Annotated in this window: 24 protein-coding genes; 7 read left to right on the top strand and 17 right to left on the bottom strand. The window is 36.3% G+C overall.

Annotated features, from left to right (window positions below; all coding sequences use genetic code 11):
• The first annotated feature begins 380 nt into the window (after nucleotides 1-380).
• Both HNP81_RS10995 and HNP81_RS10990 read left to right on the top strand, forming a co-directional pair.
• Complete coding sequence (locus HNP81_RS10995) at nucleotides 381-1442, top strand: DUF2157 domain-containing protein (protein ID WP_182502639.1); 1062 nt, start codon at nucleotides 381-383, stop codon at nucleotides 1440-1442.
• Nucleotides 1432-1974, top strand: a complete 543-nt coding sequence (locus tag HNP81_RS10990) for a GDYXXLXY domain-containing protein (protein WP_182502638.1) — start codon at nucleotides 1432-1434, stop codon at nucleotides 1972-1974. The genes HNP81_RS10995 and HNP81_RS10990 overlap by 11 nt, the downstream gene beginning before the upstream one ends.
• A gap of 83 nt (nucleotides 1975-2057) precedes the next feature.
• Here HNP81_RS10990 and HNP81_RS10985 read toward each other — a convergent pair whose 3' ends face one another.
• The 3 genes from HNP81_RS10985 to HNP81_RS10975 form a co-directional block, all read right to left on the bottom strand.
• Nucleotides 2058-2537: a C40 family peptidase gene (locus tag HNP81_RS10985; protein WP_182502637.1), complete on the bottom strand. Its 480-nt coding sequence runs from the start codon at nucleotides 2535-2537 to the stop codon at nucleotides 2058-2060.
• Nucleotides 2538-2744: 207 nt separating this feature from the next.
• Nucleotides 2745-2945: a cold-shock protein gene (locus HNP81_RS10980; RefSeq protein ID WP_028393766.1), complete on the bottom strand. Its 201-nt coding sequence runs from the start codon at nucleotides 2943-2945 to the stop codon at nucleotides 2745-2747.
• Nucleotides 2946-3295: 350 nt separating this feature from the next.
• Nucleotides 3296-4261, bottom strand: coding sequence for a bile acid:sodium symporter family protein (locus tag HNP81_RS10975; protein WP_182502636.1), 966 nt, complete (start codon nucleotides 4259-4261; stop codon nucleotides 3296-3298).
• Nucleotides 4262-4495: 234 nt separating this feature from the next.
• Between HNP81_RS10975 and HNP81_RS10970 the strand changes: the two genes are divergently transcribed.
• The gene (locus tag HNP81_RS10970) at nucleotides 4496-4663 is read left to right on the top strand and encodes a hypothetical protein (protein ID WP_182502635.1); all 168 of its coding nucleotides are present in this window, start codon (nucleotides 4496-4498) and stop codon (nucleotides 4661-4663) included.
• 150 nt (nucleotides 4664-4813) lie between these two features.
• Here HNP81_RS10970 and HNP81_RS23635 read toward each other — a convergent pair whose 3' ends face one another.
• From HNP81_RS23635 to HNP81_RS10910, 13 genes are all read right to left on the bottom strand, one after another.
• Nucleotides 4814-4945, bottom strand: a complete 132-nt coding sequence (locus HNP81_RS23635) for a DUF6254 family protein (protein ID WP_220478549.1) — start codon at nucleotides 4943-4945, stop codon at nucleotides 4814-4816.
• A 114-nt stretch (nucleotides 4946-5059) separates the two neighbouring features.
• On the bottom strand, nucleotides 5060-5242 hold the full coding sequence (locus HNP81_RS10965; RefSeq protein ID WP_182502634.1) for a hypothetical protein: 183 nt from the start codon (nucleotides 5240-5242) through the stop codon (nucleotides 5060-5062).
• 350 nt (nucleotides 5243-5592) lie between these two features.
• Entirely contained in the window at nucleotides 5593-7422 is a 1830-nt protein-coding gene (locus tag HNP81_RS10960; protein ID WP_182502633.1) for a glucose PTS transporter subunit IIA, read from the bottom strand.
• A 507-nt stretch (nucleotides 7423-7929) separates the two neighbouring features.
• Entirely contained in the window at nucleotides 7930-8244 is a 315-nt protein-coding gene (locus HNP81_RS10955; RefSeq protein ID WP_182502632.1) for a thioredoxin family protein, read from the bottom strand.
• A gap of 203 nt (nucleotides 8245-8447) precedes the next feature.
• Nucleotides 8448-8621: an anti-repressor SinI family protein gene (locus HNP81_RS10950; protein WP_152534808.1), complete on the bottom strand. Its 174-nt coding sequence runs from the start codon at nucleotides 8619-8621 to the stop codon at nucleotides 8448-8450.
• Between the two features lie 314 nt (nucleotides 8622-8935).
• Entirely contained in the window at nucleotides 8936-9181 is a 246-nt protein-coding gene (locus HNP81_RS23830; protein ID WP_312859670.1) for a TetR/AcrR family transcriptional regulator, read from the bottom strand.
• Nucleotides 9182-9852: 671 nt separating this feature from the next.
• Nucleotides 9853-10251, bottom strand: a complete 399-nt coding sequence (locus tag HNP81_RS10940) for a hypothetical protein (RefSeq protein ID WP_246399311.1) — start codon at nucleotides 10249-10251, stop codon at nucleotides 9853-9855.
• 792 nt (nucleotides 10252-11043) lie between these two features.
• Nucleotides 11044-12180: an MGDG synthase family glycosyltransferase gene (locus HNP81_RS10935; protein ID WP_034302400.1), complete on the bottom strand. Its 1137-nt coding sequence runs from the start codon at nucleotides 12178-12180 to the stop codon at nucleotides 11044-11046.
• A 164-nt stretch (nucleotides 12181-12344) separates the two neighbouring features.
• On the bottom strand, nucleotides 12345-12944 hold the full coding sequence (locus HNP81_RS10930; protein WP_028393759.1) for a DedA family protein: 600 nt from the start codon (nucleotides 12942-12944) through the stop codon (nucleotides 12345-12347).
• 15 nt (nucleotides 12945-12959) lie between these two features.
• Complete coding sequence (locus HNP81_RS10925; RefSeq protein WP_312859669.1) at nucleotides 12960-13661, bottom strand: polysaccharide deacetylase family protein; 702 nt, start codon at nucleotides 13659-13661, stop codon at nucleotides 12960-12962.
• A 356-nt stretch (nucleotides 13662-14017) separates the two neighbouring features.
• Nucleotides 14018-14848, bottom strand: coding sequence for a peptidoglycan-binding protein (locus HNP81_RS10920; protein ID WP_182502631.1), 831 nt, complete (start codon nucleotides 14846-14848; stop codon nucleotides 14018-14020).
• Between the two features lie 260 nt (nucleotides 14849-15108).
• The gene (locus HNP81_RS10915; protein WP_028393757.1) at nucleotides 15109-16299 is read right to left on the bottom strand and encodes a M14 family metallopeptidase; all 1191 of its coding nucleotides are present in this window, start codon (nucleotides 16297-16299) and stop codon (nucleotides 15109-15111) included.
• A 483-nt stretch (nucleotides 16300-16782) separates the two neighbouring features.
• Nucleotides 16783-17415 (bottom strand): FMN-dependent NADH-azoreductase, encoded by a 633-nt coding sequence (locus HNP81_RS10910; RefSeq protein ID WP_028393756.1) that lies wholly within the window; start codon nucleotides 17413-17415, stop codon nucleotides 16783-16785.
• A 424-nt stretch (nucleotides 17416-17839) separates the two neighbouring features.
• On the opposite strand from HNP81_RS10910, the gene HNP81_RS10905 reads away from it, so the two are divergent.
• Both HNP81_RS10905 and HNP81_RS10900 read left to right on the top strand, forming a co-directional pair.
• A complete protein-coding gene (locus HNP81_RS10905) occupies nucleotides 17840-18265 on the top strand; it encodes a hypothetical protein (protein ID WP_182502630.1) in 426 nt (141 codons plus the stop codon).
• 142 nt (nucleotides 18266-18407) lie between these two features.
• Complete coding sequence (locus tag HNP81_RS10900) at nucleotides 18408-18608, top strand: YwrJ family protein (protein ID WP_512698951.1); 201 nt, start codon at nucleotides 18408-18410, stop codon at nucleotides 18606-18608.
• A 426-nt stretch (nucleotides 18609-19034) separates the two neighbouring features.
• On the opposite strand, the gene HNP81_RS10895 is transcribed toward HNP81_RS10900, so the two are convergent.
• Entirely contained in the window at nucleotides 19035-19874 is an 840-nt protein-coding gene (locus tag HNP81_RS10895; RefSeq protein WP_028393754.1) for a YitT family protein, read from the bottom strand.
• Between the two features lie 540 nt (nucleotides 19875-20414).
• Between HNP81_RS10895 and HNP81_RS10890 the strand changes: the two genes are divergently transcribed.
• Both HNP81_RS10890 and HNP81_RS10885 read left to right on the top strand, forming a co-directional pair.
• Nucleotides 20415-21317 carry a TetR/AcrR family transcriptional regulator gene (locus tag HNP81_RS10890; protein WP_028393753.1) on the top strand — a complete coding sequence of 301 codons (903 nt, stop codon included), beginning with the start codon at nucleotides 20415-20417 and terminating at the stop codon, nucleotides 21315-21317.
• Nucleotides 21318-21601: 284 nt separating this feature from the next.
• Entirely contained in the window at nucleotides 21602-21934 is a 333-nt protein-coding gene (locus HNP81_RS10885) for a phage holin family protein (RefSeq protein WP_182502628.1), read from the top strand.
• Nucleotides 21935-22013: the final 79 nt, after the last annotated feature.

Raw genomic sequence — 22013 nt, 5'->3', positions numbered from 1 at the left:
AATTCTTTGGGTGCAAAATTTACCTCTGTGGGCCCTCGGATAGTTTCGCGGCTCTAGCCAATCGAGCTTTTCTTGAGACAACCGCTTTAAAGAACGTCTACTAAGATTGCTCGCCACTGTCCTGTGATAGTCCGACAAGCATAAGCTTTAATACAGTGTGGCGTAGTTTGCCAAAGAGTATTAAAGCTCGTGACCTCATACGGACTAAGAGCCAAAACTTGATTAGGCTGTTATCCCCCACCTACGCATCCTCGATTCCTTTAAACCTTGAGGTGGGGGACTTGTCTGTTGATAAATCAAAAAAATTCTTTCTCGATAAATTACATTCATTATCTTCTTTTCAACTTGTATAATAAAAGAAGAGGGAAGGAGGAATCACTTTGAGCAAGAAAGAAATAACAAAAAAACAATTTGACTTTCTTGAACATGAACTAAAATACCTTGAATCTGGAGGTATTATTTCCAAGCAGGATCAAGAAAAAATTTTACGTTCCTATGATGTAAGAGCTGGCTTAAACTTCATTACTGTATTATTAACTATCGGGGCAATTCTATTAGGTCTAGGGGTATTAACCTTCGTAGCCAGCAACTGGATGTATTTCAACAAAGGCGTTAAATTGCTGATTATTATCATATGCCTAATTGGGGTCAATTACGCAGGAGTTAAATGGCAGAGCCGCTTTCCCAAAACAGCAAGAAGTTTGCATTATGTCGGCATTTTGATTTTTGGTGCAGGTATTTTTCTAATCGAACAAATGTTTAATATAAGCATTAATTTCAACAATTCCTTTTTATTATGGGCCATCGGGACAGTATTCATCGGCTACTATTTAAAAGATATCGTCATTCTTCTTTTCACTTCCGTCCTGCTTTTCATTTATCTTAATGGAAGCATATTCCTTGATGAAACGTCCTACCCACTTGCCATTCTTGTATTTTTACCGGCTTTATACGTCCTATTAAACAAATACAAATATCCTAAACTCCTAACGTTCTTGATAAATGCTTTAGCTATCAATACGATCGTCTTATTTCTAATGGAATTTGTACCGAGGTTCCATTTTCTCAATCCAGACACAATCATCCTTACCACTCTATTTATCGTTGGTATAATATTAGTCTATATTCCAGTTCCTTCTAAGTTACAAAAAACCACTCATATACAAGGACATCTTTTACACGGAATCACAGCTATATTCCTTACCTTCGATTTTTCTATCTGGTTCCCTGTAGGTTATTTTATTTTTCTTCTCTACCTTGTCCATAAAGGTAGTTTGATAAGCATTGTCATAATATGTGCCTTGATATTCAGATACTATATTGACTCTTTCGATTTACTGCCAAAATCACTTACATTTATCATCGGCGGTGTAATCCTAATCGGTTTCGGCTTCTTTTTTGAAAAACAACGAAAAAAAGGAGGAAAACCTAATGAAGAGTAAGCAACTTTTCCAACCACTTATCGTATTTTCTATTCCAGTCTTGATTCTCCTCATTATGGCGACTCCTCCCGCTTGGACGACTTTGACAGGAAAAGAAATCAAATTACAAACCGCACCCATTGATCCTACAGATTTATTCAGAGGGAGCTATGTGAATTTACATTACGAAATTGAGTCTGTTAAGCTGGCACAGCTTGATGACTCGATAATTACCCTTTTCAAAACGGAAAATATTGGCATTCATAAAAGAGTGTATGTTCAACTAAAACAAGACAACAGCGACGGCCTGTATAAAGTCGCTCTTGTAACAAAAAAGAAGCCTAGTACTGGCATATATCTAAAAGGAAAATTAGAAATTCCGTATGAACTAAAAAACGCCGCATCTATTCAAATTAGGTACGGTTTAGACAATTATTATGCACCTGAAGAAAAGGCAAAAGAAACGGAAGCTAAAGCCTTAATTAAACCTGCAGTAGCCCTGGTAAAAGTGAAAAATGGGCATGCAGTATTAACGAGGATTACCGTTGAATGATTATATAAATTACACCTCAAATACTTCTTCATTATTAACTAGCAAAAAGAGCATCGGATGCTCTTTTTGCTTTTAATTTTATTTTATTCAATAATCCGTTTAGCCCCTATATATCGATTCTTCCAGTATTTATCGCTCATCTTTACAATCTTTACACCTTTGGTAGTACTCCCAATAAATGTACCGTCTCCATTATAGATGCCTACAAAAGAAAAGTTTCCTTTGTTTCCTGTAGCATAGAATACCAAATCACCTGTTTTTAAGTGTTCTTGCTGAATAGATTCCCCTGTTTTAAACTGTTCAGCACTTGTTCTCGGAATCTTCATTTTTGTCGCTGCATCTTTATATACATACTGAGTAAATCCGCTTGCATCAAATCCTTTGGGAGTTGTCCCACCATATTTATAGGGACTTCCCACATAGTCACCTGCTACAGCTGTCACCTCATCGCCATAGTTGATAGTTGCTGATGCACTAGCTGGTCCTAAAATAAACGCTACTCCCAATGCCACTAGTGATATTATTGCGATTAGCCATTTTGAAACTGAAAAGCTAAAAATCATTCCTTTTCCTCCCCAATATGAAACTAAAACATAATATTAAATATGTTGGACAACCCTCATCGATACCTTGAATTTCATTTTTTTCAATCTAAATTCCTATGTACAAAACCTCTAAGGACCAAAACATTATTGATACCACTTGTTTATTATTAAGTAAGAGAAATAAAAAACCAGACTCTAAAGAGTCTGGTTAATATGTCTTCAATATTAAGCTTTTTGAACGTTTGTAGCTTGGGGTCCACGTTGACCTTGTTCTACTTCAAAAGTTACTTTTTGACCTTCGTCTAATGATTTGAAGCCTTCACTTTGAATAGCAGAGAAGTGTACGAATACGTCGTCTCCATTTTCACGCTCGATAAATCCAAAACCTTTTTCTGCATTAAACCATTTAACTGTACCTTGTTCCATTTTTGTTGCCTCCTAGTGTGATAAACACACAATGTATTACTATCCCTGCCCAAAGTGATCATTAAGACGAAAAGTTGAACTTATACAATCCTTTTCACCGAACAAAAATAATTCTATTTCATCATAACAGGTAATGTTAACAATAGCAAATCATTTCACATGATTATTCATACTACTAAGCATACTACTTCAGTTACTAAGGGACCATGGCTAAGATATGAATGAAATTATAACGAACAACTGCATCCCCTTTCGTATAACGAAAGAATTTGTGTTTAACACTTTAATCTGTTGTAAAGGGTAAGGTCAGCCTCTGTTTGGAAGCTATCCTCATAAGTGTTGATACTTTTTTATTTACTAATAAACGTTTCGGCTACGTTTATTATTTTTGTCTCTTTCATGCGGCTGAATATCGTAGCAAGGATTGGTCCCGAGATGTTATGCCAGACGCTAAAAATAGCGCTTGGTACAGCTGCGATTGGTGAAAAGTGTGCGGTGGCGATCGCGGCACCTAAACCAGAATTTTGCATACCAACTTCGATTGCTATAGCCTTTTTCTTAGATAAGTTCATTTTAAAGAGTTTACCAAAAAAGTACCCTAACAAGTAACCAAGTAAGTTATGAAGAATAACAACTGCGAAAATGATTAATCCAGTTTTGGCAATCTGTTGCTGACTAACAGATACAACAGCTGTCACAATAGCAACGATTGCAATAACAGAAATGAGAGGTAGCGCTTTAGCACTCGCTTGCGCTTGTTTATTGAATAGTTTCTTCACGATTAAACCTAACACAATTGGGAGAATGACAATTTTAATGATGGATATGAATAGTCCGCTTGGATCCACTGGTACCCATTGGCTGGCCAGTAATAAAATTAAAGCTGGTGTTACGATTGGAGCAAGAACCGTTGTGACTGATGTAATGGCTACCGATAATGCTACATCCCCTTTTCCAAGGTATGTCATTACGTTTGAAGAGGTCCCCCCTGGGCAGCATCCAACCAATATTACGCCCACTGCAATTTCAGGTGGCAACTGTAAACCTTTTGCTAATACAAAAGCAAGACCCGGCATGATGACAAATTGACCTACAACACCGATAAAAACATCTTTCGGCCTTTTAAATACTTCTTTAAAGTCGTTACCAGAAAGCGTTAACCCCATACCAAACATGATAATTCCTAATAAGATCGTAATATGAGGTGCAATCCATGTAAATCCAGATGGAGCAAAAAAGGCAAATGCTGCAAATACAAGAACCCATACAGCAAATGTTTTCCCTACAAATTGACTGATTCGTTCTAAAGTTTCCATAATAACCAAAACACTCCCTAATATTTAGTATCTTGCTATAGTATAGATCAACAAATAAATAAATACAATATTCGAAATAATTTAATTTGCATGAATATTTGTTAGCGGTTTCATTAATTAGACAGGTATTTTCCTATGAAACACTTTTTATTTCAGTAGTAATAAGTTATTCCGGGATATTTTTTAGCAAAAAGTGCAAACTAAAAAAGGCAGTATTGAAAGGAGTGAATAAGTATGAGTCGTGGTAAACATTTTAATCACAAAGAAAAAGGCCACCCTGGAAACTTCCCCGCAAATAGCATAAGTGAGGAGAAGGAGCACAGTCGACAGTTTGAACAAATTGAAGATATTGTTACACATGAAGCGTTTAAAAATCGGGTAAAAGAGGACGAAATGCCTTAAATACTATGTATATGCAATTCCAAGGTTATAATATCATTCCTGATGATTATGACCTTTTTGGTAACAAGAAAGAAAGGTATCCCAAGGAGCTTAACCTCACTATCGCGTGGGGCTCAAACCTTAGGGATACCCTCTCTTTTTTATACAGTTTTACTTAGTTTCAGATTCATTTTTGCCCGAATCTTCAGCTAATTGTTCAAATGATCTGACCTTACCATGTGGATTCTGCGATTGTTTACGATCTTTCCACTGGCGTTCTTGTTGTCGTTTAGATTGAGTCATCTAAATAAGCTCCTTTACTTAATGTTCAGTCAAACAGTTTGAAGCATGGTAAGCCTCCACCTAATGTAATCGGTGCAGGCAACACTTATCATGATAGAGTCTGGCAAGAATAAATCAATGCATGCCTTTCCACTTACCTTGATTTTTAGATTCTTTTTCTTTTTTTGCTTTATTTTTATGTGCTTGATTAGCGTTTGCACTGCCAAATTCTTGAGAGAATTCTGAATCAGCTTTGCTTGAATCAAATCCTTGTTTATTCTTTTGGTCAGCGTCATTTTTCTTTGTTCGTTTCGCCACGGATTACCCCTCCTTCTTATCTTTAGTATGAGAATAGATAGAAGAAATATACCTGCATTTCAAACAGAGAGCCTTAACAAATTGCTTCATAGATAGGTAACGCATTTCGACTGGAATAACAAAATAATTCCGAGCATAATAAAAGAACAGTATTTCTACTGTTCAGTAAATAGTTATTTCATATTTAACATATCGCTTATTCTATGAACACTACAGTAGCTATTAGTATAAGAAAGCTTCCTGAGAGCTGATTAACCAATGGAAATTGCGGTATCATCTTTTTTTAAAATAAGAATCCAAAATCAGGTTACCATTAAGGTACCCCTTTCTGATTGGATAAATTTTATGGACTACACAATTACGGTTAGCAAGTCTTCATTAGCTCGAACAGTTGCGTTATTTGTATGCGTAACATCAAGATATTGACTCGTATTGGTAATTACAACAGGCGTCGTTACCTGAAAACCTGCTTCTTTTATTTTTTCCATGTCAAACTCAATCAGTAGATCACCTTGCTTCACTTTATCTCCGAGAATGATATGGGATGTGAAATATTGACCTTTTAAATTCACTGTGTCACTCCCGATGAAAATCAGTATTTCCGCTCCACCTTCAGATGTGATACCAACCGCATGTTCTGTTGGAAACAAAGTAGTGATAACCCCGTCTGCTGGTGAAACAACTTTTCCTATTTCTGGCTCAATCGTAATACCTTTCCCTACTGTTTCAGTTGAGAAAAGTGGATCATTAAACTGGCTTAAAGGAACAAGTTCCCCACTTAACGGGCTTGCAATCGTTTCTGTTTTTACACTAATTAAACTTGTTTCGAATATTGACTTAGATGTAACCTTATTGTTCTTATCTTCAAACCCGAATACATACGTAAGAATGAACCCTAGCACTAATGCCACCGTAATACCGATTACATAAAGTCCAATCGGTGTAAATGCAGGGATAGACAATAAACTTGGGAGAGCAAAGACAGTCATTTTTGCTCCAAGGGCACCATTAATTGCTCCACCAACGGCTCCAGCCAATGCTACATAAACCATCGTTCGTTTATACCGTAAGAGGATCCCATAATTGATTATTTCTGTAGTACCCGCCAATGCACCAGGAACGATCGCTGACCCAGCGAGAGTTTTCAAATTTTTGTCTTTCGTTTTTAATAAAACCGCAATCGCCATCCCAATTTGAGCAAAAGGAGCTGCAGCAGCCATACCGACAATCGGATCAGGACCATTTGCAAGATTTGCAATAGCAATAGGAATAACCGCCCAGTGTAGACCCAAAAGAGTAAGGAAGGTCCAAACTGCACCTAACACGGCTCCTGTTAAAAGTCCACTTCTTGAGCTTAAAAATTCGATAACTGCCCCAATACCTTCTCCGACATATGTACCAAAAGGGCCGAAAACAAGCACCGTTAGTGGGACAATAATTACTAACGAGATCAACGGATTGATAAACATTTGAATGTCTTTATAAATGATTTTTTTCAAGAATTTTTCTAATACGGCATAAATAGAAACAGCGATAAAAATCGGAAAAACAGTAGAAGAATAGTTCATTAACACAACTGGGATTCCCATGAAATCTACGTGTTTTGCCCCATTAGCTATTAATTCTGTAAAATGCGGCTCCAATAGCGCTGCCCCAATGGTACCACCAACATAGGCATTGGCACCAAGTTTAATAGAGAGCGTAATTCCAAGAAAAATAGGAAGGAAATAAAAAACTGCATGTCCTGCTGCAGATAGAATGGCATAGGTACCGCTTTCAGAAGATACCCATCCTAGCATAGTTAAAACGGCTAATAATGCCGATAACAACCCTGCTCCTGCAAGAACACCTAAGATCGGTGCAAAACTTCCTCCGATTATTCCTAAAATCTTATTCATTACAGTTTCTTTTTCTTCATCTGAATTAGATTCTGTAAAATCCCCCAATTTGTTAATTTCCTTAAGTAGATTTTCAACAGGTCCCTCCACTTTTACTAAGAATTGCCCGTTAATTTCTTCTACACTAATAACTCCCTCTGTATTTTCCAATGCAAGTTTATTTGCTTTCGTCTTATCTTTCACCTCAATTACTATCTGTGTTGCACTTGTGACAAGACTTGACACATTCTTCTCTCCCCCAATTTGTTGGAGGATTTTCTTAACAATCTGTTGATCATTCATATGGTGCACCCCTTGCTCTCTCAATTAAATAAATGAAAAACTTAATTCACTATGTCAAAAATCTAAAATAATACCCTGTTTATAAAGTAGATTTATCAGCCTTCCCAGTAAAAGCTCCATCCATTTTTGATTTTCCTTGAAACTGACCTCTTTTAAACAAAGGACATCACAAAAGATCTTTACCATACAACTTTGATCATTAGATTTGAAAACGATCTTTTCAATTGTTTGACTATTGTGATAGCATATTTTTATTATACCTTTTGTTTGTTTATTAAACAAACAAATAGAAAGCGATTACCTACTTTTTTTCTGCAATCAATAGATCATTACCTACAAGAGCTAGATATACATTTGTCAAAAGGTTTCAGTAAGCACCATCTTACATGTAAAAAAAACGAAGTGGAAAATATCCCACTTCGTTCTTCGTTATTATTCGATTATAGACAAATTACAAAAAATCAAGTTGTATGATAAGATAGTACCCCATATTCCAAAGAAACCCTATTATAGGTTGCCTAAAAATTCTCTGATTGCTTCTGGAGTTTTAGCATTTGCACTGTGCAAATGTGCAAGCTTTTCACCATTTTTAAAGATTAATAATGAAGGGATTCCCATTACACTTTGTTCCTCTGAAATTTCTGGGAAATCATCGCGGTCAATTGTAAACCATTGTTTATCTTGATGCTCGTCTGTAATTTCACCAATAAACATATCTAAACGTTTGCAATCTGGACACCAAGTGGTTGTAAACACTCCAACTGTTAGTTCATCTTGTTTGATTTGCTCACGATATTCTTGCTCAGATTTAATTTGTTTCATACTTTCTCCTCCTATAAATTCCTCTTTCTTATTATACTGATTTTACTTTCTGTATCTATAATCCTTTATTAAAAAGATTATCAAAGATTGTTTATTACTTATATTTCATGTACCTACCATTCGGTACATTACATAATGTATCATATTCACTGATATATTAGCAAGATAACTACTTCGTCTTTAGATAGGTGAATGAATTCCCCTTATCCTCCTGCGTTACACCGCTTCGAAAGTGTATCATCGATCTTCATCTTTTGACTTTCTTGTAGAAATCTTCGAACCTCAGTTGGTGTGATTCCAATCTGTTTGGCATTCAACATAAGAGTAACCCACTCTATATCAACCTCTTCCCTCTGCGATTCCTCGACCGACTTCATTTTGAATACCATCCCCTTATTTTCTACGTTTTTAGTCGAGTGGGTCATGGTGCATCAATTAGTGTTTAGGATTCCTCCTCTATGATCATTAAAAACCATGCCATACAAGAAAAGATGGACAATCTCATATGCGATTTCTTCTGGCTGCTTTTTCCTTGAAGCAATTGAGTAAGTGTTAAACGTTCAATGATTCTAACTAAACTTTCAGCTTCTATACTCATGTCAATATTCAAACGGAAATACTTATTTTCCTGTTCTGAAACTAGATTATCAGTTATTTGTGCAGCTAGTTGTATTTTCAGTTCCTCTGCTTATTATGCAATGAAGAAACCAATACGTGTAAGATTTGGATTTTCAACAAAATAGGTGCATATAGCTGTCGATCCACTTGTAATTGCTTTGGGGACGGAATGTGAATCGATTCCAGGTTCCAGGCGGCTCTTTTGCGTATATTCAAACAAATTCAAGCGAAATATATCAACTAATTCTTGAAAGTTTGCCTCTTTGCTTTGAAAGTATAAATAAAAGGTAGGTCGTGTTAAGTTTGCTCTCTTTACAATTGCACTAACTTTCGTTTCATGATAGCCCTTTTGGGCAATTCATCAGCTGCAATCTTCAAAAGCAGTGCTCTACTCTGTTCCCCACTCGCTCCCTTTTTCCTTCCTCTCTGACCCATTATCTAACAAACTCCATGTTGAATAATATATATTACTCACAAGTATTATTATCCTATAAATTCCATATATTAGCTATTTATTTTTAGAATTATCGAACAATTAAACATTTTATTATTTTTTTCTGATTTGAGAAACACAAAAGTTAGCTAATAAAATGAACCATTTAATTGAATAATCCTTCATTTAAAGCTGAAAGGATTTTCATATCCTCGTAGAAAAGAGGATCCCCAAATAGGTGCATCCCCAATTCTAAACACAGTTATTTGAACTGTAGATAGTAGTTTTTGGGGATGACATTCTGTTTGGAGATCCTCTTTTTTATCAATGGCTATGTAAAAGCTCATTGTTGATTTAGGCACTACGTTGATTGGAGCGGAAGGCGTGGGACTCCTGAGGGAAAAGCGAGTCAAAAGGAGACCCCACAAGCGTAAAGCGCCGAGGAGGCTCCTGGATCCGCCCGCGGAAAGCGAACGCTTCTCTAGTTGCAATCAACAGGCGAGTTTAACAAAGCCTTATCAATAAATTTAATTAATGAAATTACCTAAAAACCTTCTTTATTTTGAATCCACCTGTTTCACATAAATAGCCTGCGAGTAACTTGTGCTTATACAGCCTTCTAAATCGGCTTCACTCAACAATCGTAAATTTAAGGCAGCTTTTATTTTTCCTTCATCTGGCTTTTTCTGAATAAGATCTGTCAAATTCAACTCTTCTAATCTATGAACTGTAACTTCTTGATCAAACTTTTCTGTTGTTCTAATTTGCCTTTGCACTTTGTAATCACTTATAGTCAAATCACCTTTAACAAATTTTCCGACAAACTGATCAAAGTGTTGATTAAAGTCTTTCTTTAAATCATCTAGTTGAATTTCGATTTCTTTTTTTTTGCGATTTAGTTCAATGAATTGAGCCAGCTTGTCTCTTGTAATCAAATTATTTTCACTATTTGTCAATTATTTCCCCTCATCTCCTCATATAGATATTCCATCATATTGTGGAACAAGGGGAGATATGCCCTTTACTTTATTACATAATCAGAAAATTTTATTAGCGTCATATTAATCTAGGTTCCTCAAAATCCCTTCTCCGCTCCTGCAAATTTATCAATTAGACAAACTTTCTCACTACATCCGCACATATCATGTTTGGAAATTCAGAAAAATAGAAGGTAACGAGATGGTATACCCTCAATATCAATATATGTACAACTTCCTGGACAGCGTGATGGAAATCTGTGCATCATTATCAACAATGAAACCTTCATTATCACGGATACCCATATATGCAAACTCCTATGTCTAAACATAATCTAGAAGAGTACTATACTCATTAATATAGATAAAGTGAAACTTTAATCAGTGGGTTTTACTCCCCATTAATACGGGATAAATAGGCTACCCTTTTGGTAGCCTATTTGTAGTGTTATAGGAAAGCAATTCTGTACATTCTAAGCTATTGATAATGAGTAGACTTAAATTTGAAAAGAAATAGGGTTATTCCAGAAAAATGTTTAACACCTGGAACGAAAGAGGATATTATTTACACAGTTGCAATGTTTTTCGATTTCCTGAAGGTCGCATATGAAGTAATTATCCTAAAAGATACCTACCGCATAAGCAAGGGGCATAGCCATACATGCTAATCTCTCAATATATAAAACAAGCAACCAACTATTGCGCAAATCGCTCGAATAAATTTGGATTCATGCCATTTATTGCATCCTCTTTCTTTCCAGATGTTCATTCTTAAGCATGGGTACTCACTTCCAGATTAAGGTCAAGAAATCCTTGCATAACTTCTACCAGACAGTCTGCACTAGTCATCTCTAAACCTTTAAGATACGAATCAACGGCCAGATTCCACCGTTCCATTTGTAGATGATCATTCAAAATCCTAAACAGTTGTAATTCAAATGATTTTTTTTGATCGAGTTCGAATACAAGCGACGAGTCTTTTAAATAACGTAGATTGATTTCCTCTTGTCCTGGTAGCATCGAATGGACAAAGATTAGAAGCCTTTTCCTTAATGCTTCACTTATGGTGACACCACCAGGCTTCGTAACGATAGCATCTACTTCTTCATATAACTTGTTCATTTCTGATCTTGATGATAAATAAGGGAGTGGTTTAATATGGTCTAAATTCCACGTAATGATCTCGTTGTAAAGCTTTCGATTATTGCCGCAGAGCACATAGAAGTCGAGTCCTTTCGATTTCTTTAACTCTTCAGATAGCTTTAAAATCCCTCCAAGTCCGCTATTGCCCCCAGATATTAATATCTTCGGTCGATTTACACTTTTCGGTATACGAGCGGTCGTCGTAATTTCTTCATGCACTGGAATCCCTGTAACAATCATGTTTTGATTCGAAGTTTGATACTTCCTTATTAGGGATTCCTTCACTTCTTGACTAGGAAGAAAATGAACATCAATGCCTTCTTTTCCCCATACACTATTGATAAAAAAGTCGGTGTATACGTTAATCGTCGGGATGTTACATTTCCCTTTCCTTTTTAATTGACTGAGGAGGTAAGAAGGAAAGCCATGTGTACACACAATTAAATCAGGGTTTTCCTCGGATAACAATCGTTTCATTTTGTTCAAGAATATATGTTGATACCATTTAAAGGAGTGTATTTTTGTTGGGGGTACATAGAAAAAATTCTTATAAGCAAGATTATATGTTTCAGGTGCATACCGAATCCAATTTAGATAGCCATTGGAAATCACCTTCTCTAAAGATTCATTTGTATAACTCAACAAATCAATTTTTTTTAGAACAATCCCACTCGTCCTCATTTTTAACATATCCATTAACGCGTCGGCCACTTGATGGTGTCCAGACTGCATTCGTAAGAGAGGTAAAAACAAAATTTTTTTCATATATGTCATCTCCTAATTTCATAAACAATCCATCCTATTACACATTTACTATAAAAGGGCTATCTACATTTTTAGGACATTCTCTTCTTCCAATGTATCACTTTTTAGGGCATGATAAAATGAATTTTTGATGATACTAGTAGGCTATTTATTCGTTGTGTTCATTACCTATTTCTGGACTTTATCCTCTTTTTTAAAAAATTAATTGAAACATATAATAGAAAAAGAACTAAGAACAAAACCCCTAAATAAGGTACATAAGCAGGATTGATAGGAAATGTACCACCAATATAATATCCGGCAACGATGAATGGAACTGTCCAGAGAATCGAGCCGATAAGTGAAAATAAGAGATATCCACCCAATTGTATATGGGAAATGCCCGCAAAATACGGATTGATTTGGCGTAAACCCGGCAGATAAAATCCAAACAAGATTGTTCTGTATCCGTTTTTCGTAAATTTACTACTCGCTTTCTCTAATCGTGCGTTGGTTATCCCCACGTACTTGCCGTATTTATTGATAAATGGATGGCCGATATATTTGCCACATACATACGCAGTAAGCATGCCGATAAACGCACCAGAAATGGAACTTACTACAGCCCAACCAAAGCTAAGCTTATGGTGCACAATCAAAACGCCAATTAAGAATAGCAATGACTCTTCAGGTGCGGGAATCCCTACAATTCCAAAAAATAAAAACAGAAAAATAATCAGGTATCCGTATAAATCTATATAATGTAAAATCGTATCAATATTCATATAACCCTCATCTAATTATAATTCGCTTAATGTGATAAAACGCCTTCCCTTTTCTGTCATTTCCTTAAGATAAATTTCTAAATTTTCGAGCATATAGTGTGGCGCTTCCTCATCCGCACCGAAAGTTTCGCCACAGTCATGAAGCAGAAGAATAGAGCCTCCTGCCGTCGTTTTCCGTAATTGATCGAGTAATTCATGTTTACACGTCTCTACCTTCCAATCTCCAAAGATATTCGACCACATAATGATCTTATACTTCTTACTTACCCATAATGTAAACAGATTAAAATGTCCCCAAGGTGGCCGATAAAAGGTGACCTTTTCCTGCGTGCATTCATTTATTGCTTTTTCCGTTTTAATGAGCTGGTCCTTTAATTTAAATGGAGACATCAACCAGCTTGAAATATGGTCGTAATGATGGATACCAATTGTATGGCCTTCTTCATGCATTCGTTTTATGATTTCAGGGTGTCTTTTCACCTTGCTGCCCACTACAAAAAATGTTGCCTTCACACCATAGTTTTTTAAAACATCTAGTAAAAGTGTCGTATATTGAGGATTTGGCCCATCATCAAACGTTAGAACTATCCTATTTTCCCCTTGGACCGTCTTTGTTATCCCCAATTTGCAAATCCGAATAAGTAGCGTCGGGATCACTGAATAAACAAGAACAAGTAGTACAATAACAATAAAACTAATGATCAAGATCTTTATCACGAAAAAGTACCGTTCCTTTCAATTACTATATATTCATTCTATGTAGTTTTACGTTTTTTCCTATTATACGGTTTTATTAGCTGTTTTTCTACGGTCACCTGAATTCCAACGTTTAAGCTTATTCTAAGGTAACAGAGATGCTTGTTGATATGAAGAATGTGATACCGAGTAATGCCACTACAGCTTGTTCTAGCTACAAATTGAGAATACTCATTTTTACACCATCACTAGTTCGGATCGAGATCCCATGTTTAGATCACGAGATCTCGAATTTGGATCACAAGTTTTTGAGTTTGGGTATGACACAATATACAGTGTCAAGAGTGTAAGTGCCGACCTTTTAGAACTGCCTCTTCTTATTCAAAAATTTTAGTCCATGTGTCACGTCCAGCCACGCCATCTTGGTTTAGGTTTTGCGATTTTTGGTAGCTCTTTACGGCCATTTCCGTGTTTGCTCCAAAAATACCGTCTATTCCTCTCGAATCAAAGCCTCTGACGTAGAGGGTGGCTTGAAGAATGTAAGTGATATTGCCTCTGGCCCCTTTTTTAACAACTCGAACTGCAGCTTTTGTTTTGGGTCCCCAAATTCCGTCCGCCATAAGCCCTGCCTTATATTGTTCGTTTAGTTCTATTTGATAGCCTTTTAGGAGTGCTCTATTTGTGGCAGGTCCATATCTTCCGTCCACTTTCAGTCCGGTCCCATATCTACTATTTACTACTTTTTGTATATTCAAAACCGTTTGGCTAACTATTGGTCTTGGAGCAGTGGCTGTTTCTTTCACACTACCAAAAGGATCCGTCCCGTAGCCGTTATATTCATACTGCAAATGAACCTTATCTACAAGTGTCGTCCAATCTCCTCCCCATGTAAAACCGAGTTGCTTTGCTTTTGCAATGGCATTTTTTATTTTGGGTGTGTCAAATCCATTCCAGATGGCCAGACGGTCTTTAACTGGTACGAAATCTAGTGCTTGACCAACCAGATGGTAGGATCGCATGGTTTGTGATGCGCCTGATTTATAGTTCCTTGCTTGTTCTTCCAATGTTCTTGTCGTTTCATAAATCAGCAGGTCTATTTCCTGTTCACAACAGTACCTGTACCATTGTAGAGCGGCTTTTTTTGTGTTATATGCTAATTTGTTAATATTATTCAAATTTCTTTGGTCGTAAGTCATTATAAATGTCATCCTTTCCCCTCCTTTTCCACTTACTATAAAAAAATTGAACAACCGGTTGATCTAGCAAATAGCGAGTAAAACTAGCCATTCAACTACTTTATAAGGTGAATATGCAAAATCGGATAGAATAGATCAAGAAAAACTGTCAATTTTCCGTTGCCCAAGGAGATTGTCCAAAAGCAAAGGGTCAGCCCCCGCAGCAACTAAATACAGTATGAGATACTGATTTAGTGTGCGAAGTCAGACCCTTATGATATATCCTCCTACTTCTACATATAAAGACCAGCGAGCATAATCCCGAGCGTATCTTCATAAATTTCATCAAATTGTGATAATGGCAGTGGATTGATCCCCATACCAAGCTCTACAGTAAAGCCTGGCCTTCTCCATTCTTGAATAAACCAATCTTTATACCCTGCGTAACTATCAATGGTTTGGACTGGTTCATAGCCGCTTACTCTGCTAAATTCTTTTACGATCGTTTCCGATTCTGGTGGTTCTAAATTTTCAAACCCCCAATAAATGACTTTACCTTGTGTATGGAAGGCAAGGACTCTTTGGAAATCCCGTTTCCTCGTCAAATTTGCCATTGCAATGGCTTCTTTCTGTGATAAAGGAGATTCTCCCGGATAATCTCTTGGTCCAGGACTCTTTCTACGCCGTGCTTTTTCTTTTTCCCACTCTGCTGGAAATTGATCATTCAAGTCGACTCCATTTATATTTGCTTTCCAACTTTTAAAATCAGTTTGGCCATTATTATATTCAACTACCCTCGTTTGATAAGGTTCAATGGATGGCGGCCCATTTAGGACAAGATTCACTCCATCAGGATTCACCATCGGCACGATGGATAAGATCGTTTCCTGATATAGTGGGAATGTATGAAGCCCACGAATCGCTACGTTATTTGTCAAAGACAGCAAATAGTCATTAAGAAACGTCATAATAACAGGTGTCGTAATCCATTCATTCGCGTGAAATGCCCCATTGTAGTGAATCCGCTTATTCCCACTTCCAATTAACACTTCTGGTATTTTATTCCCTAACACCGAATTTCCAATTGATGGCATTTTCATGAAAGGATACACATTTTGCAGCCTTGTTAGATCGGTTATCATTGTTTCATAGTCATAATATTGTTTCCCCTGGACAAGCCGCCAAGTAATTCGTAATGGAACATGTATCGTCTGGCCGATTTGCAAAGCATTCGGATTTATATTTACATTTACAAGCTTAATTGATTCAACCGAGATATGCCGTTGCTTTGCAATCGACCATAATGAATCACCAGCAACAACACGGTAATCAACCGTAACATACCCTGGAATCTTAATTCTCTGACCAACCGTAAGTTGACTTGGATTCACACCTAGGTTTGAATCGACAATTAATTGGATATTCACGCCGAATAACTGACTATAATCCCAAAAACTATCTCCCTTTCTTACAATAACTTCCATAGCTCTCCTCCTCGTTTGACCAAGGCTGCTATATACACTATATGCTAATAAGTAAGAATCAGAATTAGTTTTGAAAGAAGTGATGATCTCTTTGTTCCCCTAAGTGACAAGAAGAAATGTAGGCTAATGATCTATTCGAGCTCAAATATGTACAAGATTGCAAAGTAGATAAGAACAACAATTTCTCTCATTACATGTCCATTAGCATTAAAGACGTTTAATTATAAATCCTGGAAAAAGCAAGATTAGATGGTAATTTTCATTTTGTTAGGCATGGAATCCTTTTTAAGTGGATTATACGACAATTATTTATATGCTGAATTGGATAGAAAAAATGAAAAGGGTCTGACCCCGCAACAACTCAATACAGTATAAGATACGTGTATAAAACACCACTTAACGGATTGAGAGTACGAGGTCAGACCCTATTTGATTGACAATCTTAATAGATTACATCTATAACAGATTCATCATTTACTATAATTAAGCTGTCACTGCAGAAAGATTTTTTGCTACTGCTGCAACTTTTGTTAAACCTTCAGCGATAATTGTTTCAGCTTTGTCTGGCATTGCATTGTGACCTTCAATAATAACTTCTTCTTCAATTGTCATACCGAATACGCCACCAACAACATTTTTAATATAGTTAGAAGCCATTTCCATAGGTGCTGCTTCTGGTGTTGAATAAACGCCTCCACGTGCACTTAGAATAATTGCCTTTTTGTCAGTCATTAAGCTTACTAATTGACCACTTTCGTTATATTTAAATGTGAAGCCAGCTTGATATACATAGTCAATGAATGTTTGCAATTTAGCAGGGATCGTTAAGTTCCATAATGGGAATGCAAATACAACTACATCAGCTGCTGTTAATGCATCCATTGCTTTTTGTTTAGCAGCTAATATACGTTGTTCTACGTCTGTCATTTCTTCGCCAGATTCTAATTTACCGAAAGCGTTGAATAAATCTTGACCAAAGTAAGGCATATCTTCTGCAAATACATCGTAAGTTGTTACGTTAACACCTTCTACGTTCTCCATAAAAGTTTCATACATTTTACTTGAAACTGCATCTGTTGCTGGACGGTTATTTGCTTTTACTACTAATACGTTCATTATTATATAACTCTCCTTTATTTATCATTAATTTAATAATCTCGAATTGATAATATATTAAAGTAGCATAAAAGTCAACGAAATGAACTTGGATACTATCTAATAGTCAGCTAGATTTAAGCTTAGCTATTTTCTAAAGCAAATCCGATTATTCAATTAGAAGGTAGAATTACGACAAGTTATTGTTAAACTAATCGTTATTAACTTGAGACGATGAAAAACCAACTACTCTCATTGGTTAGTAGGATCTTCTGTGTTCATACCACCAACCTCTCCTTTAAAGTAGTACTACACATAAAACCTAGAACCTGTTTATGTAAGGGGGACTTTGTAATGACATTATTTTGTAAAAACTGGGACCAATTATATTCTTCTATATCTCCAGTAATTATAGTATAGTAATCTCTAAGTTAGGAGTGAGACGATGAAGAAGTTTTTAATATTCATTGTAGTGCTAGTAGTCTTTGTAGGTGTTGGTGGCTATGCTATTTATTATTACGGCACAAACCTGGCCTCTCAAAAATTAATGGATGCTGTTTCGACTGAGCTAGAGAATAGTGGACAAACAGAAAAGGTAAAGCAATTTATCGAAAATGACTCAGAGCTGAAAAAATTCGTAGAAGAAGCGGCTTCTGTAGACGATAGCTCATTGCCTTTCACGACAAAAGAAGAAGCAACGCGTGTACTTGTCAAAAAGATCGGCGTTACTAAACTTCTAGACATAAAAGCGCAGGCTCAAGAAGGAACACTTTCTAAAGAAGAAGTGCTTGCGGACCTTCAAGGAAAATTATCTGAAGAAGAGCTACTTGCTTTAAAAGTTATTGCGTATAAGGAACTTTATCATAAATAAGCATGGAGATCTGATGAAGGTCCCTTTTTTAACACGATGTATATTTCCCTATCTCATTTGAAATGGATTACTCCGTACAATAAAAACATCACTCCATATAAGTAACACAAGCCTGCCTGTTGATCCTTCTAATGGCCCTTTATTGCGCTCCTTTGAGGACCAACTAAAAAAGGTAGAGGGAAAACTGATTGTGATTGATGGTGGAGGAGATCCAATGAAAATCGGATTATTGTTAAAAAGTATGAAAAATAACCTGTTGGAGATTGCTATAGCAAGTGGAGAAACCGTATATTTAAAACTCACCCATGTTAAATCTCTGCATTTTCCTAATGCTAATTTTTAAAATAGAAATTTTTCATGAAATTAATGATAGTCTTATTCCGTTCAAAAAAAACCGTTCGTACTCCGAACGGTTTTTTTGATTGCAGAGCATCTTATTTAGCATAACGGGGATGTTATTTAGAGAGAATAGAAAGAGGATCGACAACTAAGCTCATCCTCTCTGGAGTTTAGTCTATATGACAACGCTGATAATCCGCTCTTCACCTACAATCTTCTTCATGGCTGACTAATAAATAAATTGACATCAATTCTTCATATACTTCTACGTTTTCAGCAATTGGCTCGAGCTCATTAGTGCCACTAATCATTCTGACACACATTTAGGCTATCGACTTCACCTAATGCATACAGTCCAAGTACAGCAGCGCCTAATTATGCACGATAACAATCTGGGCGTTGACATACTTTCGGTAAAACCACTGACAGATTAAGCTTTTGAAATATCGATAAATCCTTCTCCGAAAACATCCCGTACATCGTGAATGGCAATAAACGCATCTGTATCTGTAGACTTAACAATCTTCTTAAGCTTCACAACTTCTTGCTTACTAATAACAATATAGAGAATCTCCTTAGGGGTTTTTGTATAGTAGCCATGTCCAGAATAAACAGTAACCCCTCTGTCCATTAGCTCGTTAACTTGTTTGGCAATCTCATCTGGTGCATCCGAAATAATCGTAACGGCCTTCTTAGGATTGACTCCTTCTATGACGAATTCCATTACTTTTGTTCCTACGTACAACATGATGATCGTTAGCATCAACTTTTCTGCACCAATAATAAAATAGGAAGACAAGGCAACAATTAAATCAAAAAACAAAAGGCCATAACTAATGCTCCAGCCTAGGTATTTGTTTGCGATTCTTGCCAATATTGTTGTACCAGCGGTTGTGCCGCCAACTCGAATAATCAAGCCAATCCCAACCCCTGCAAAAACACCACCGAATATTGCATCTACCAGCATTTCATTCGAATCAATACTCCAGCTTTTTGTTAAATGGAGAAAAAGAGAGTGGAAGATCACTGCAACAACTGTATAGAGAATTGTGATTTTACTTAAGAACTTATATCCGACAATCAGTAAGCAACTGTTTAATAGCAGACTTACAAGACCAGGTGACCATTGAAAAAGATAGTATAAAATGATTGTTGTTCCAACAACTCCGCCTTCACCTAGTTCATTCGGAATCACAAATAAATTTACGGCTAAAGCAAAAAGTAAAGCACCTAACAAAATGATCAAAATGTCTACAACTCTTTTATTCATACTCTACCTCACAACTGTTAGAGAATCTCTGTTAATTTTTTATCCTGCATTAACGGGCAGTATGAACCTCACATCATAACCAAGAGAAGAACCGAAGAAGCGCGATAACTGCCCGTAAATATCCGAATGATGAGGTACAGTGTAACTTACCTGTATGGTTTTCAAAGGTACATCAGTGGGTCACACAGACGAAAGACTAAAGGACGCGGCGTTGTTAGTCTGTGTTTCATTGGTTCAGGTTCCTAGTGTCGATTTATCGACACTAGAACGGGACTAACAATCAGTGCGGGATGAAGAAATTCCCACTGATTGAAGTTTCACATTATACGAACACGTTCATAATAAGCCTTCCCTATTATACTCTGATGGAATACGAGAGACAATACTAGCTTTCCTGGATTACGTCTTGCCAACCAACACCATTATCTTTAACATTGCAGGCTATTAGTCCAACTATAGAGAGGGTGTTTGTGATCCTACTTATATTAAGGTAATATACGTTAAAAGACCAATAGGCAAATGAGGGATGGAGGGACCAAAATGAACAGTCGAAAACAGCATACAATCCAAGTAGCGCATCGCCTTTTCATCGAAAAAGGATATCAAGCTACATCCATACAAGACATTCTTGAAAATAGCTCTATCTCGAAAGGTACATTTTATAATTACTTTTCCTCCAAAAGTGAATTAATGATTGCTATTTTCAATAGCATGCATGAAAAGTTGGAAAAAGAACGTAATAAGCTAATGATTGGACAAAGCCCTGCAGACACAGAAATCTTCATAAAACAAATTGAAGTTCAGCTAATTTCAAACAAAAAAAACAATATATTCACATTGATTGAAGAAGTACTTGTATCTAATGAACTTGAATTGAGACAATCCATCCAACAGATAAGACTGTTAGGAATGAATTGGCTGTATAATCGCTTTATTGACATTTTTGGGGCAGATAAAAAACCATATTTGTTAGATTGCACCATCTTGTTTGAAGGTATGCTCCATCATTTAATGCATGTTAATTTTGTTATTAATCAAGGCCATAGTGAATACCAGGTTTCAAATCTGATTCGCTATAGCTTTAAGAGAATTTCGAAAATTGTAGAAGATGTCTCAGCACAAGATGAACAAATATTTTATCCAGAATTATTAAAGCAATGGCTACCTGATAAGAATGAGGAACCATTGTCTCTTGTAGAGGAGATCCTTAATTCCATCCATTCCTTAAAAAGGATTGCTCAGAAATATATTCAATCTGAAAATGACATTTCGAAGTTTTTCGAATTGCTAAGCTTTCTTGAACAAGAACTCATACAAGATCAGGCACCACGTGAATTTATCATTGAAAGTGTACTTACTACTTTACATTCATACTCCCATCCAAAGCTTTTACATTCCATTATGAAATTTAGCAGTCTTATTGAGGCTCATTTAGAAAAATGAAATACGATTAAAGAAATGGGATTATAACGTTTTAGAATAGACAATCATCCTGACTCCTCGTTCATTTACAGCGGGGGAAAATAGCTAGTAAAGGCACTGAACTCTCCCCTAGCCATTGATTAACGAGGCTGTCAATAAAGAATGGTGTAAATCGTCACGAATAGTGCGCGTAAATAGACAAATAGAATAATGATGTGTATTCTTCTAAAAAGGGATTTTACTCATAGAATAGTAATAATTAATAATTATAGAAAGAAAAATTCCAACATTAAGGAGCTTACTTCATGAATTTCTTTATACGCTTTTTAATTAGCGGCCTCGTTTTACTCTTAATTGACTGGCTATTTGACTCCATATCAATTGATTCCTATGGTAGTGCCTTAATAGCGGTCTTCATGCTCTGGATTGTTAATTTTTTTGTCAAACCGATTTTGCACCTCCTAACATTCCCGATTACCATTTTGACATTAGGATTGTTTTCTTTTGTAATTAATGCATTAACATTTACCCTAGCCTCCCTGCTTGTAAGCGGGTTTGAGGTAACATCCTTTTTTGGGGCGCTCGTTGGTTCAGCCTTGTTAGGTTTTGCACAAAGTTGGTTAGAGAAAAAAGAGTAAACCTGCACTTCATGCAGGTTTACTCTTTTTTATTGTGAAATAGGGTCTGACCCCTGTTCAACCACTTACAAACCCTTAT

Origin of the sequence: Peribacillus huizhouensis, assembly GCF_014138605.1 — a bacterium.
Classification (GTDB): Bacteria; Bacillota; Bacilli; order Bacillales; family DSM-1321; genus Peribacillus; species Peribacillus huizhouensis.
Note: the sequence above shows the minus strand (reverse complement) of the source record. Positions and strands in the feature narration are given on the sequence as shown.